Genomic DNA, 12123 nt, shown 5'->3' with positions numbered 1-12123 from the left:
TTTATGATCCTTGTTTGTTGAATTTCAGATTCTTGACACGGCCTGAATCGAGTTCGAATCCGCTGATCTGCCCATCCTTTCGCTGAAACCGCAACAAGCCATAGCGAAAGGTGTATTGGTCGATTGCATTGGGGGTGCATTCCGAAGGGGTACCCATGCCCCCAATGCGGGCCTGTAACAACCCATTCTCAAGGGTAAAGGAATAGGTGGCATCGAGTTCCGGACTGTAATAGCTCCCCACAAAGTCATTGACATCTACACCGGAGAGATCCAAAGCCGCTTTTCTGTTGGCCATGGTCTGCCGTCCTTCTTGATCGACCGTCAAGGTTTGGGTCTGCCCATCTTCGAGTGCACTAAAAGTGAACGACATCGTGTCCCGCCCTGGAATTTGAAACGAATTGCCTTGGGTTCGGAGCAGGGGGTAGGTGGCTTTGTTCCAATTTTGTATGACCTGGAGGGTGTCGTTGGCCACGCTGAGGTCAACCGTTACGCCGACTTCGATTTCATAGGTACCGATGATTTGTTCCAAATCGAAGATCACTTCGGGTAGGGGCAGGGTTTGCGGTGCGAGGGACACTTCCTGGGTATCATCGAGCTGCAATTGATCCTTTAAGAGGATATCGGCCACCAATTCGGCTTTTCGGCTTGGGTTGGCATCGGCCCGATTGGCGAATAGGGCGATGGTCAGCCGTTCTTCAGGAAACCGCATGAGCTCAGCCCGAAACCCGACAAAGGCCCCCCCATGGTTGATGGTTTTCAATCCTTTGTAGGTTTCAACGAACAGCCCGGAAGCATAGTCGATGGTCTCGCCATCATTCAATACCCCCTGCTGGGTCATCTCGGCCCAAAAGGCATCGCTGAGTACCTTGCGATCGTAATAGGCGTCATCCCATTTTTTGATATCGGCAATAGAGGTAAAGATGCCCCCATCACCGATCATGTCCAAGGTAGTTCGACTGATTTCATAACCGCCATCTTCCGTTGGCGTATAGCCGGTAGCCCGGTTCCTCACGATGCGATTGTGATCGTTGTGAAAATGGGTATGGTCCATGTCTAGGGGGGCGAACAACTTCTCTTGGGCATAGTCGGCCATGTTCATGCCCGATTTGATGTTGACGATCTGCCCGAGCAACCAATACCCCGAATTGCTGTACAGAAATTCATCACCGGGATTGAAATTCAGGTCGGTCTGGCGCACCAACCAAGCCATGATATCGGAATCGGTATAAAAATCATCCCCAGATAGGCCCTTTAAATAGGCTACACTGAGGTAATCACGGATGCCGCTGGTATGGTTCAACAAATGCCGCACGGTGATTTGTTCGGCATAGGCCGGAAAATCGGGAAAAATGCTTCTCAAACTATCGTCTAGTGATAGTTTTCCTTCCTCGGCCAAAAGCACGATGCACGCGGCCGTGAATTGTTTCGATGTCGAAGCGATTCGGAACACCGATTGGGCGGTGTTGGGGATGTCGTATTCCATGTTGGCCATTCCATAGCCTTTCGCATAAAGGGTTTCGCCATCTTTGAAGATGCCTAGGGCGGCCCCTGGGGTATCCGTGTTGTCCCATTCCATAAAGAGGCTGTCAATGGCTTCTTTTTGGTTGAATTGGGCTTGTGCCGCAAGCGCAAACAAACAGCAAAGGAATAGGTAGCGGTAGTGTTTCATGAAAATAGCCTTGTTTTTGAACGTATTTACTTCTTTAGTTGAAGATAAAGCATTATGCCCACCCCGGCAATTAGGGCGAGCGTTATCCAGTTGCCGCGAACCCAACCGATTTTTCCATAGATAACTTTTCCATCCATCTTGATTTCCATCGGGTTTTGCCGAGATCCCTTTAGATTTAGCTTAAGGTTCAGAAAGCTGCCAATGGCCTCGGGATTTTGAAATTCCTTCCAATACTGTTTAAAATCCCCCGTCAACGTATACTTCCTCTTAGACTGCCCTGAGGTCACCAACACCAAACGTTGCTTGTTGACCTTCCTGCCATATTTTACTCGTATTTGATAGGTTTCCGTGTAGACTTCACGAAGCGTTCCGGTTTCATAACGATGCCGGTTGTCATCAGACAGTACATTGGGGAGGAAATAAAAAAACAAAAAACCGACCCCAGCTAAGGCAAGGATGATGAGTCTGAAATTCTTCATGTAGTGGCTTTATTTTATGGTTCGCGCTTTCGTAAGTGACCCCAAGTTCATTATTCTTGCCCTTCGATATTTTCGATTTTTAGCTGCAAGGTTTTGATCAGCGAATTCGAAGGGTTGTCGTTCAACCCCTGCTCCTTGAAGAGGCGGATGCTCTCTTTGTAATCGCTGACCGCTTTTTCGTCTTGGCCGATATAGTCCAACAACAAGCCACGTTGTGCAAAGCCCATGGCGTATCGAGGCACTCGGATCACCAAGGTGTCCAATACCTGCAATGCTTTCTTGAATTCTTTTTGCTGTTGAAAAATAACGGCTTTGGTCAAATAAGGTTCTGGTATGCTATCATTGAGTGCAAGGGCTTTATCCGCATAGGCCAAACCCTTATCGTAAGCCCCAAGGCGGGTATGCACATAAGCCAATTCGCTGTGGGCCATGCCGTTTCGGCCCGTACCGCAGTTACCGGTGGAGTCGATTTTGATGGCGGTCATGAAGGGACTTATGGCCGCTTGGTACTTGTTTTGGTTCACATAGGCATAGCCCGAACGGTAAGCCGCCTGGGCTTTTTGCTGTTGAGGGGTGACCAACACCTTGGTCTTCGACCCTTTGAGGTAATTGTATTCGATTTTAGTGACTTTGGAAGAGTCTATGGCTTGGGCCTGCATCCCTAAGGGAAGTAAAAACATAGCTATGGCCCAGTGTAGGGTACGCATGGAATGGAGTGCTTAGGTGTTGTTTTAAAGGTAGCCAATTCCCCGTCAAACCCGATATGAAAACAGGCTTATTCTTTTAAAAAGGCCAAGGTATCGCTGGTTTTGCTGGGTATGAATTCCGTAATTCCATATTCGGCCAGACCTTCTTTATGGAACGGGTCTTCAGCAAGGATTCCTTCCAGCACTTCCCGCGAAGCGGCTAGGGCCAGGATGATCCCACCGGTTCTGGGGACTTTACGCCCGGAAGCCAAAAAATGCCCCTGTTCATACTGCTTGTCCAGAAAAGCGATATGCGCTTCCAGCAGGCGGTCGACTTGTTCTAGGGGTGCTGTATACGTAAGGTCGATGATGTACATAGGTAAAATCAATTGGATTTTTTCTTTTTCTTTTTGGGTTTGGGGTCCGGCAGTTCTTGGACCGAAATCCGAACCAATTCGCTTAACCAATCGCCATCCTCGATTTGGTCTTCGATCAAGAAACTGGGTTTGGCACCCGGATAGGCCGGTGCTTCGACCACCTTTCCGATGAATTTGCGACCGGATGCCGTCGGTTTAAAGAACAACTTATTATCGCAGATCAAGGCGAAGAGTTTGCCATCGGCATAGAGGCCGTATTCCCCGAACATCTTTTTTGCAATTATAAGACCGGCGTTTTGGATCTGATCCACCACGAAATCCACAAAACCTTGATCCGAACCCATTACTTCCCTGTTAGCTTGAAGTAGGGGTTATAGATCAAGCCGATCAAATTGCCATAAGGGTCTTTGACCGAAGCGGTCATCAGTTCGCCGCCTACGTTGGTCGGTTTTTCAAAGGCCGTTGCCCCATGGGCGATTAGGCGGTCGTAACTCTGGTGGATGTCTTCCACACCCCAATAGGCGATCACACTTTCGACTTTCGCTGTGGTCGGTTCGGCTTCGGGCATCAGCCCCAATTCGTAGCCCCCGATATTGAAGCCTACATAATAGGGTTCCTTGAAATAGGGGTCGGTATCAAAGGCTTGGGCGTACCAGGCGGTCGCTGCTTCGATATCGCCGACCTTGTAAATCGCAGTTCGTAATCCGAGGTGGTCCATTGGGTTTGCAATTGGGCGTTGTTATGGCCATGAAGGTACGGAATTGCCCTTGGAATGTTAACCAAACGGACATCCGATTTTCATTGGGTCGTCTCCAGTTCGAAACCGTCTTTATGGTCCAGAACCGCCTTCCAAATCGACTTGATCACGGGTACGACCGTATCGTCTTTATAATCGATATCGGTGTTTGCCATGACGATCGTTCCGATCTGCGATTCCGGATTGAAATACAGCAAGGCGAAGGAGCCGAAATCGGAGCCGTTATGCCCGATAAGCAATTCGGTAGATCCAATGAAATCGGTATTGTATTCATTGAAGATGCCGACATTCACGCGGCCTGATTCGTTCAAGGGGCGAGCGTACTGTTTCTTATAGAATTCGGCGTAGCTTGACTTGGAGAGCAACTGCCCTCCTTGACTATATCCTTTCATCAATTCCGCTAAAAATTTACCCAAGTCGCTGCTGCTGGTGAAAAGGCCGCCGTTAGGATAGGTAATCGCGGTATAATCGGCGATTTTCTGTCCTTTGAACAAATAAAAACTCGATCGTTTTGAAGGGTCAAGGTCCGCGATGGCCCAACCGGAATCATGCATGCCCAATGGCGCGAAGATGTGGCTCACGGTGAATTCGTTATACGGTATGCCCGTTGCCTGTTCGATGATCAAGGCGCAAAGATCGGCCCCGAAATTCGAATATTCGAAGGTGCTGCCCGGGGCTTGTTCTGAAAACATTTCGGGGGCGTACCATGCACCTTCTTTGGACAAACAAGCTTCCAAAAAATCGAATAAGGAAATGCGTTGATCCGGTTTTTGGAAATGACTGAAGGCCACTTCTTCTTTTTTATTGATGCTATCCTGTTCCAGGATAAAGGCTTTCAAGTAATTTTCAGTGTAATCGACGATCGAAGAGGAGTGGGTCGCCAGATGGCGAATGGTAATGGGTTGGTCGGGATGGTGGGGATTGATGACGTCGAAAGGCAAATAGTCGGCAATGGGGTCATCCAATTGGAGTTTGCCCATTTCTTGGGCTTTCAGCAAGGCGATGCCCAAAACGGTTTTGGCTACCGAACCGATATTTTGGACGGTGTTGGCTTGATAGGCACTGCTGTCTTTGGCATTGCGGAAACCGAACCCTTTTTGATAAAGTACTTCGTCTGGATTTATGATGGCCACGGAAAAGCCGACCACCTCGCCCTCGGCATTCGCTTCTTGAAGTTTTTGGGTCAGCGAATCGCTTTGTTGGTTGCGATGTTGTTCTTGTTGTTCGGAATGCCCGGAACGGGTTTGGCAAGCGGTAAAGGCACAGGCCACGACTAGGGCCATAATGGATCTGTTCATAGGTATTGGTGTAAAGGTTATGCGTATTGGTGTGTTGTTTGAAGCCACGAAATCAAAGATTCGATACCGACCCTGTTGTTTTCGGCAAAAGTGCGGCAGGCGTCTGCCAATCGATCGGTTTTCAGATAATGGATGATCTCTTTGTGTTGGGCGATGGATTTTGCAGCGGTGTTCTCAAGGTCCATATAGGCGTATTCATAGCGCTGCGACTGCCGGTGCAAGACCTTGACCATGGCCAGCAATTTGTCATTGTTGCAATTGACGATCAAAAGCTTATGCCATTGCTCGTCCAACGCAACCAGTTTTCGAGCGGAACGACATTGTTCCATTTTGGTGTTGATCGCTTCCAGTTGGGCAATGGTTTTATCGGAAGGGATGCCGGACAATTCCAGGCCGAAGGATTCCAATTGTGCTCGTAGCGGATAGATCTCCCGCACCTCCTTTACGGTAAGGGGGGCGAGTCGAAAACCTTTTCCGGGATCGGATACCACGATGCCTTCCCATTCCAATTTTTGAAGGGCCGCACGTAATGGCGTTCGGCTTACTTGCAAGTGTTCGGCCAAATTGATCTCACGCAAGGGGGCGTTGGGTTCGATTTTGGCATCGATGATCATTTGCCATAGGGCGTCGATGATTTGGCTCCGAAGGGACTTCCGTTCGATCATGATTGATTGTATAATGTATATTGTATACAATTATAGGAAAATATTCGGAATCCACAAAAAATTAAAGCGTAGGGTGGCGTGGTAGCCGTTATTGCCCTGCTTCTGTTTGTAATGCAATTTCAAAAAACCGTGCTGTCGGAAAAGGATTGTATCGATAGGCCTCGATCTCGTAGAAACCGGCATGGGTATATAGCCCGATAGCCGCTTTCATGCTTGATAGCGTGTCCAAGCGCATATGGGTATAACCCAATTCAAGGGCAGTCGACAAGGCTTTTTGTAGCATCATCCGGCCTGCACCGCTACCCCGAAGTCCGGGGCGCAGGTACATGCGTTTCAATTCACATACACTTCCTTCCAATGGGCGAATGGCCACACAACCGGAAGCCCCGGCTTTTGACCGTCGCACTAAAAACAATGCGCCCCGCGGACGTTGGTAATGTTGTCTGATTTCGGCTACCTCTTTACTGAAGTCCTGGAATTCCAAATCGATACCGATGGCTGTCGCGTATTCTTGAAACAGCCCGGCCGCTTCTTGGTATTCGGTGTCGGTAGTGGCTTCGTAAACGGTCACCATTGGGTCTACAGGGATTTTGAACGTCGAAATTTAAGAAAACTGCGGGAGGGTCAACATGGAGAGGCTTTAAAAGGAAAGATCCGATTCCGGTTTCGTCCAGCTTTGCAATTCGATCAGGTTGCCTTCCGGGTCCCTGGCATAGATAAAACGGATGGTTCCAACGCCCGCAACCTCCTTTTCGGTGATCTGTCCGTTGGCGGCCCCACCTTCTTCCAATAGCAGCTTCAAAATGCCGTCGAGATCGTCAACCTCAAAAGCGATGTGTCCGAATCCACGTGAATTGGGTGCCGCTAGGGCCCTAGGGTCGATTTCGGCATATTGGTAAATCTCCAATGTAGGTCCTTCGGTACCGTATCCCGGCAGCGCCAAATGGGCCCCTTCGAGGGCGGCCCTGCCCAAACCGGTCCCTTTTTCCAACCATTCCCCCGATTGTTTTCGAATCGGCGGTACCACATGGCAATTGAAAACCTTAGTATAAAAGGCCACCAGGCGTTTCCAGTCGGTACTTACAATATTGGTATGGGCGTAACGTATGGTCATAAAATGAAGGTAGTCAAAATACGATGAAGTGCTGCATTAAAAAGGGGTCAAAGGCCCCATTCGTCCATAGTTTCCTTCTCATAGCGGCTGTCTTCGGCAGGGTAGCGCAACTGCCCCTCATAGCGGCCCGAGGCTTTCGCCTGGGAATAGATCAAACTTTCCCCCGCAAAGGGGGCATCCGGAAACTGTTCGTAAATCGGGTCTTCAAAGGCGGTGTCAGCATTCATGACCTCCCAACCTTGGTTTTCAAAGGCCGTGATCAGGTCGCCTAGAAATAGGGCCGATGTGAGGTTGTGGTGCAACAGCAGTGTATGCGATACGGTTCGCCTGTGCAGCGCTTGTGATAATTGTTCGTAATAGGTGGCCCGGTCCAAAAGGTGTTGTACATAGTAGTCCCGATAGCGGGCTACTTCGGTATGGGCAAGACCTTTAGCGGTGATGGCCTTGACAAGCCGTTGGTTGATATACCAGTCAGAGGCGTCAACCGTCACATAACCGTTGCGGTAACCGTGTTTCGTTAGCAGCCGGCGGATGCTATCGACCTTGGCCGCTTCGCCCCCTTCTTTGAGATAAGGAAAACGGAACAAGCGGGTGTAGTGCGAATATCCTGAAATGATGGCATCCGTTTTCAGGAGCTCGTCCTCGAAAAGGGCGGCGGTATGTCGGGTGGCATTGAAATTCGGATGGGAAAAGGTATGGTTTGCAATACGATGGCCTTCGTCGTTCCAGCGCTGTAGCAAAAACCGGCCTTTGGCAGTGGTTTTGTTCTTTCCGGTCACGAAGAAAACGGCCTTTAGATCTGCTGCTTCGAGATGGTCTAAAAGCATCCCGTCCCATTCCTCATAGGGGATGCCCGCGATTGCCGTGGTAACGCCATCGTCAAAGGTGAAACTGATCCGGGGTTTGGCGGTGGCGGATTGCTCGGCCACCATACCGGGTTCGGATGGGGGTTGCGCCTTGGGTTGTTTGCATCCCATACCTAAGGCTAGGCTAACGATCAATACCCCATAGTTCATGAGGTGGGCCGAAGCCACTTTGATACCATGTCCATATCCCATCCTGAAGTTTTTGGTTTCCCCTCCAAGGTAGGGGCTATTCCTGGGATTTCCGAATTAAAAAAGACACATAATCTTCGTTTCCATCGCTGTACAGAATCGGGTTGCCGTAAGTGGTCACATTGGGGACCCCCACTGCATCGGCGAATTCTTTGATTTCCCTGGCGTGGAAAGGGTGGTGGTTAAAGCTGTTTTGTGTCAGGGGTTCGTTGTTGTGTCCGCCGGTATTAGTCACCCAGATTTCCGGATCATCGGATGACAGCTGGGCCAGCATATCGATGCTAGCACGATAGGCTTCGATTTCAGGGGTATCGTAAGCTTCAGGGCCATCGACCCCATAAAATTCGTAAAAGGTGTCAGCCCCGAATTCATCGATCAAAGTGTCCAAAGACGATCCGAATTCGCCAAAGACATCACCCATCCATCGGGTCTCGATATCCAGACTCGATTGGGTGGCGTTCAAGGCAACGCCCTTGACCCGAGTGCTCTCTCGAAGGACCGGATCGCTACTGTTGGGAGCACTTAGGTCATCATTGGTGGCCAGCCAAAGTGCCGTAGCCGCCCCGGCCGAGGTGCCGAAAAGGAGGATGTTCTCTTTGTCGATATGCAATTCATTATGGATGTAGCGCAGGTATTGCAATCCCCGTCGGGAATCGTTCAGGCTTTTCAAAACCCCATCTTGGTCGCCAGCTACGATCAGTCGGTAATTGATCGTGGCTACGGCGATGCCCTGGTTCAACAGGGTGATGATAGCATCGTCGTATTCGCCATTGTAGAGAAACGTCTTGTCGCTATTGGTAAATCCGCCACCATGGATAAAGACCACCAAGGGGGTCGGGGCAGGGGCAGGGGGCAAAAAGATATCGAATTTGGTCAGGTCGTGTATGTCATAGGAAACGTCGGCTGCAAATTGGACCTCTGTGCCTTGTAGGTCGATGGGTGGATCGGAGAACTGCAGTTCGACTAAAGGGTCATCCACTTCGGGGGGGAAGGTTTCTTCTTGATCTTCGGAAAATACTTCTACCTCTTCTGTGCTGCAGGAGGTCGCTAGGGTGAGGATCAGGAGACTGATCCAAATCGTATTACGCATCGTTTGGGGTTTTTCGTTTTGGACTACACGAAACGCAATTGGTTTAATCAAAAGCTACCTAGGCTGCTATTCGCCCAACTTACGAAACCCGCCATAGACCATTTGGGCCGGGTCGAAAATCGGGGCGTCGGACTGTAGCAAAGGGGCGATCAGTCCTGCCATGCGAGGATCTTGGGGCACAGCCCGATTGGCGGCATCACGGATTTCCTTGGAAGGGAAAACGACCCAGCCGAAGACGACCGATTCATCGTCGTTCACCTTGAGGGTTTCAGGAAATGACCGAGTGCCTTCCAAATAGAGGTCGTCATCTACGAATTCATGATAGGCCAAGGCGCCATGGGCCTTCCAGATTTCGGCAACCTGTGTGGCGATGTCGCGATAGGTCTCCAGGTGCTTTCGCGCCAAGGGAAAAATGAATCCGTCGATATATTCTGCCATTGTACTAAGAATCAACGCTTTTCAAGATACGGATTTTAGAATCGTGCTATTTTACCCACTATTTCGAATCCAAGATTTCGCGCATCTTGTTTTTATCCGATGGGGTCCAAATCTCGGTTTTGGTAAAAAGACTCGAATCCTTCCAAATAATACTGGATCGTACCGCCTCCGCTTTTAGGGCTTCCAGATCTTCGACCCTTGCATAGGCCCAGACTTTCCATTTAGGCACTTGGATCGCCCAGACCAACCAGCCCAAAAGCATTCCCATAAACAGTGCAGGAACCATTAAACCTTTCGGGATAAGCCCACGCGTACCCAGAAGGTAACTGGCCACCATGGTACCCAACATCAAGCTCATGGTTGGGAAGGTGATCCGACGTTGGGCGTTCTTTATTGCGGTTTCAATGCTTATGCGTTCTTTCATACTGATGGTTTAATCCCGAGTATATAATTGCTTCCTTTCGGCCCACTCCGACCATGAGCCATCGAATACTTTAAGGCTGCTGCCGTCGGCCACGGTATTCGCCAAGGCCAAGATGCAGGCGGTCATGCCCGAACCACAACTGAATACCACTTCTTTTCCTTCTGCTCGGGAAGGGGCGAACAAGGCGAGCAATTCGGCTTTGGTTTTGAACCGCCCATCCTGCAAGACCTCTTTAAAAGGAAGGTTGATGGAATGGGGAATGTGCCCACTTTGCAAGCTTTTTCGCGGCTCCGCTTCGGTACCCGAAAATCGGCCTTTCGAACGGGCATCGACGATAAGGAATTTTTGTGAGTTGGTATTCGTATCCACTTGTTTAAAGGAGACGACCTGGTCGGCTTGGAAACGTGCCTTAAAGTCTCCCATGGCAAAATCGGTCATCGGTGTTTTTTCGGTAGGTCGGTCTTGGGCGATCCATTGGGGCAGCCCACCATCAAGGACGGCGATATTCGCATGACCCATGATTTGGAACAACCACCATACCCGTGCACTGGTGTAAATGCCATTGTGGTCGAAAACGACGATTTCCGAATTTTGGCCGATACCCAGTTTGCGGCATTCCCGTTCGAAATCCTCCGGTCGGGGAACCGTATTGGGGTAGGGGGCTTCCAAATCACGGAATACTCCTTTCAAATCGAACTTGCGCGCTTTGGGAATGGTTCGATCAAAGGTCTCGAAAGCTTGGCCATGGGCATTGGTGGCCACACTGGCATCCAAGATAATCAAATTGGGGTCGTGTAGCCGTTGTTGCAACCAATCAGCGGTAACAAGGGTCTTCATGGGTAATGGATCAAGGTTGGTTCTTTAAAAATTCGAGCAAAATGGTGGTGAAGGCATCGGGTTGGTCGAGCATCATCCAATGTCCGGCCCCTTCGAGGCGTTTGTAGGTGAAATCGGCGGCATGTTCCGATGATCGTTGCATCTGTGATTCGGTGAGAAACAAATCCCCATCGCTCCAAACCCCCATTACGGGGAGTTCCAATTCAGTAATGGCGGGAGGTGTTGGATTGTTCTCGGGACTGTAATCGACATCGGGTCGTGCAATCAGGTCCTGCATATTGGCGCGGTACCAATTCAGACCGGTCGTCAAGCGCCCTTCTTTTTGAAAACCTTCGATCAACGTTTCCGCCATGGGATGGCTCGCCATAAATTCCCTGGCGAATTGCCAATCGTTATCGGCCAGGGTTTTTTCGGCCAAGCCTTCTTGCAGGAAGAGGTAGAAATACCATGATTTTTGCCGTTGTTCGAGCGAATCCCAACCGGAATTTCCAAGGGAACCTACCGATAGGGCGGTTAGTGATAAAAAGCGGTGTCCGAAATACCGGGCCAAGGTCCACGACAGCGCGGCACCCCAGTCGTGACCGACCAGGTGTACCTGTTCCAGTTCCAAGGCATCGAGGACGCCGATCACATCCCCCATCAATAGCGGCATGGCGTACTGTTCTTTTTCCTTTGGTCTTGGCGAATCGCCATACCCACGTAAATCGGGGGCAATGACCCGATAGCCCGCCTCGACAAGAGCGGGAATCTGGTGCTGCCACAAGCGCTTTGAATCAGGAAAACCGTGCAACAACAACACCGGTGTGCCCCTGCCTTCATCGATGAGGGCGAATTCTCCATTTGGGGTGCTAACCGATTTGCTGGTTTGGGCCATTAGAAAACTACTCGTAAAAAACAGGGTAACAAAGAGGCGCTTCATGGGTGCGGGTGGTTTAGGTGGAAATGGCCCTTGGTTAGCGAGCCACTGTCTGCCTTAAAACTACGACAAGCCCAGGCCAATTGCAAGCGCATCGTCCCCACTTCGTCTATTCGTCAGCATGGTGTTGCAGGTAGAAACAAAGCAACATTAAGGTCAGGGTGGTTCCGAAAACGACCCCTAAGGTTTCCAAGGAGAGCGCCCGATGGTAAAACAAAATACTCGCACAGAGCATGATCGTGAACAAAACGAGGTAGATGATGTTCGCAAGATTCCGGTTCATTGGCGAATACGTTGGATTGACCCCCTGCGCTTTCG

General features: G+C 50.1%; 17 protein-coding genes. All 17 read right to left on the bottom strand.

All coding sequences use genetic code 11. The features are described 5' to 3' along the window. Position 1: 1 nt before the first annotated feature. The 17 genes from ABV409_RS09575 to ABV409_RS09495 all read right to left on the bottom strand — a co-directional run bounded on the left by ABV409_RS09575 (position 2) and on the right by ABV409_RS09495 (position 12088). The gene (locus ABV409_RS09575) at positions 2 to 1669 is read right to left on the bottom strand and encodes a serine hydrolase domain-containing protein (protein ID WP_353877363.1); all 1668 of its coding nucleotides are present in this window, start codon (positions 1667 to 1669) and stop codon (positions 2 to 4) included. 26 nt (positions 1670 to 1695) lie between these two features. Beyond that, on the bottom strand, positions 1696 to 2148 hold the full coding sequence (locus tag ABV409_RS09570; protein ID WP_353877362.1) for a hypothetical protein: 453 nt from the start codon (positions 2146 to 2148) through the stop codon (positions 1696 to 1698). A 50-nt stretch (positions 2149 to 2198) separates the two neighbouring features. After that, positions 2199 to 2855 carry a tetratricopeptide repeat protein gene (locus tag ABV409_RS09565; RefSeq protein ID WP_353877361.1) on the bottom strand — a complete coding sequence of 219 codons (657 nt, stop codon included), beginning with the start codon at positions 2853 to 2855 and terminating at the stop codon, positions 2199 to 2201. A gap of 68 nt (positions 2856 to 2923) precedes the next feature. After that, positions 2924 to 3211: a YciI family protein gene (locus ABV409_RS09560; RefSeq protein ID WP_353877360.1), complete on the bottom strand. Its 288-nt coding sequence runs from the start codon at positions 3209 to 3211 to the stop codon at positions 2924 to 2926. Between the two features lie 8 nt (positions 3212 to 3219). Further along, the gene (locus tag ABV409_RS09555; protein ID WP_353877359.1) at positions 3220 to 3555 is read right to left on the bottom strand and encodes a TfoX/Sxy family protein; all 336 of its coding nucleotides are present in this window, start codon (positions 3553 to 3555) and stop codon (positions 3220 to 3222) included. Continuing rightward, positions 3555 to 3929 (bottom strand): VOC family protein, encoded by a 375-nt coding sequence (locus ABV409_RS09550; protein WP_353877358.1) that lies wholly within the window; start codon positions 3927 to 3929, stop codon positions 3555 to 3557. The genes ABV409_RS09555 and ABV409_RS09550 overlap by 1 nt, the downstream gene beginning before the upstream one ends. Before the next feature lie 80 nt (positions 3930 to 4009). Then, positions 4010 to 5266, bottom strand: coding sequence for a serine hydrolase domain-containing protein (locus tag ABV409_RS09545; protein WP_353877357.1), 1257 nt, complete (start codon positions 5264 to 5266; stop codon positions 4010 to 4012). Positions 5267 to 5283: 17 nt separating this feature from the next. After that, positions 5284 to 5931, bottom strand: coding sequence for a GntR family transcriptional regulator (locus ABV409_RS09540; RefSeq protein WP_353877356.1), 648 nt, complete (start codon positions 5929 to 5931; stop codon positions 5284 to 5286). A gap of 88 nt (positions 5932 to 6019) precedes the next feature. Next, a complete protein-coding gene (locus ABV409_RS09535; protein ID WP_353877355.1) occupies positions 6020 to 6505 on the bottom strand; it encodes a GNAT family N-acetyltransferase in 486 nt (161 codons plus the stop codon). Between the two features lie 66 nt (positions 6506 to 6571). After that, complete coding sequence (locus tag ABV409_RS09530) at positions 6572 to 7045, bottom strand: VOC family protein (protein WP_353877354.1); 474 nt, start codon at positions 7043 to 7045, stop codon at positions 6572 to 6574. Positions 7046 to 7092: 47 nt separating this feature from the next. After that, complete coding sequence (locus ABV409_RS09525) at positions 7093 to 8103, bottom strand: polysaccharide deacetylase family protein (RefSeq protein ID WP_353877353.1); 1011 nt, start codon at positions 8101 to 8103, stop codon at positions 7093 to 7095. 34 nt (positions 8104 to 8137) lie between these two features. After that, on the bottom strand, positions 8138 to 9190 hold the full coding sequence (locus ABV409_RS09520; protein ID WP_353877352.1) for an alpha/beta hydrolase: 1053 nt from the start codon (positions 9188 to 9190) through the stop codon (positions 8138 to 8140). 66 nt (positions 9191 to 9256) lie between these two features. Further along, complete coding sequence (locus ABV409_RS09515; protein ID WP_353877351.1) at positions 9257 to 9628, bottom strand: DUF1428 domain-containing protein; 372 nt, start codon at positions 9626 to 9628, stop codon at positions 9257 to 9259. Between the two features lie 58 nt (positions 9629 to 9686). Beyond that, positions 9687 to 10052, bottom strand: a complete 366-nt coding sequence (locus tag ABV409_RS09510; RefSeq protein WP_353877350.1) for a hypothetical protein — start codon at positions 10050 to 10052, stop codon at positions 9687 to 9689. A 9-nt stretch (positions 10053 to 10061) separates the two neighbouring features. Then, positions 10062 to 10889 (bottom strand): sulfurtransferase, encoded by an 828-nt coding sequence (locus ABV409_RS09505; RefSeq protein ID WP_353877349.1) that lies wholly within the window; start codon positions 10887 to 10889, stop codon positions 10062 to 10064. 10 nt (positions 10890 to 10899) lie between these two features. Further along, a complete protein-coding gene (locus tag ABV409_RS09500; RefSeq protein ID WP_353877348.1) occupies positions 10900 to 11808 on the bottom strand; it encodes an alpha/beta fold hydrolase in 909 nt (302 codons plus the stop codon). A gap of 106 nt (positions 11809 to 11914) precedes the next feature. Further along, entirely contained in the window at positions 11915 to 12088 is a 174-nt protein-coding gene (locus tag ABV409_RS09495) for a hypothetical protein (protein WP_353877347.1), read from the bottom strand. Positions 12089 to 12123 lie beyond the last annotated feature (35 nt).

It is taken from the genome of Flagellimonas algarum (assembly GCF_040513375.1).
GTDB lineage: Bacteria > Bacteroidota > Bacteroidia > Flavobacteriales > Flavobacteriaceae > Flagellimonas_B > Flagellimonas_B algarum.
The sequence above is the reverse complement of the archived record's forward strand: the minus strand, read 5'-3'. Positions and strand labels throughout refer to the sequence as shown.

Bases quoted from the DNA above. Each gene is read 5' to 3' on its own strand.
- ABV409_RS09575 (WP_353877363.1), bottom strand. From the start codon at position 1,669: ATGAAACACTACCGCTACCTATTCCTTTGCTGTTTGTTTGCGCTTGCG.
- ABV409_RS09570 (WP_353877362.1), bottom strand. From the start codon at position 2,148: ATGAAGAATTTCAGACTCATCATCCTTGCCTTAGCTGGGGTCGGTTTT.
- ABV409_RS09565 (WP_353877361.1), bottom strand. From the start codon at position 2,855: ATGCGTACCCTACACTGGGCCATAGCTATGTTTTTACTTCCCTTAGGG.
- ABV409_RS09560 (WP_353877360.1), bottom strand. From the start codon at position 3,211: ATGTACATCATCGACCTTACGTATACAGCACCCCTAGAACAAGTCGAC.
- ABV409_RS09555 (WP_353877359.1), bottom strand. From the start codon at position 3,555: ATGGGTTCGGATCAAGGTTTTGTGGATTTCGTGGTGGATCAGATCCAA.
- ABV409_RS09550 (WP_353877358.1), bottom strand. From the start codon at position 3,929: ATGGACCACCTCGGATTACGAACTGCGATTTACAAGGTCGGCGATATC.
- ABV409_RS09545 (WP_353877357.1), bottom strand. From the start codon at position 5,266: ATGAACAGATCCATTATGGCCCTAGTCGTGGCCTGTGCCTTTACCGCT.
- ABV409_RS09540 (WP_353877356.1), bottom strand. From the start codon at position 5,931: ATGATCGAACGGAAGTCCCTTCGGAGCCAAATCATCGACGCCCTATGG.
- ABV409_RS09535 (WP_353877355.1), bottom strand. From the start codon at position 6,505: ATGGTGACCGTTTACGAAGCCACTACCGACACCGAATACCAAGAAGCG.
- ABV409_RS09530 (WP_353877354.1), bottom strand. From the start codon at position 7,045: ATGACCATACGTTACGCCCATACCAATATTGTAAGTACCGACTGGAAA.
- ABV409_RS09525 (WP_353877353.1), bottom strand. From the start codon at position 8,103: ATGGGATATGGACATGGTATCAAAGTGGCTTCGGCCCACCTCATGAAC.
- ABV409_RS09520 (WP_353877352.1), bottom strand. From the start codon at position 9,190: ATGCGTAATACGATTTGGATCAGTCTCCTGATCCTCACCCTAGCGACC.
- ABV409_RS09515 (WP_353877351.1), bottom strand. From the start codon at position 9,628: ATGGCAGAATATATCGACGGATTCATTTTTCCCTTGGCGCGAAAGCAC.
- ABV409_RS09510 (WP_353877350.1), bottom strand. From the start codon at position 10,052: ATGAAAGAACGCATAAGCATTGAAACCGCAATAAAGAACGCCCAACGT.
- ABV409_RS09505 (WP_353877349.1), bottom strand. From the start codon at position 10,889: ATGAAGACCCTTGTTACCGCTGATTGGTTGCAACAACGGCTACACGAC.
- ABV409_RS09500 (WP_353877348.1), bottom strand. From the start codon at position 11,808: ATGAAGCGCCTCTTTGTTACCCTGTTTTTTACGAGTAGTTTTCTAATG.
- ABV409_RS09495 (WP_353877347.1), bottom strand. From the start codon at position 12,088: ATGAACCGGAATCTTGCGAACATCATCTACCTCGTTTTGTTCACGATC.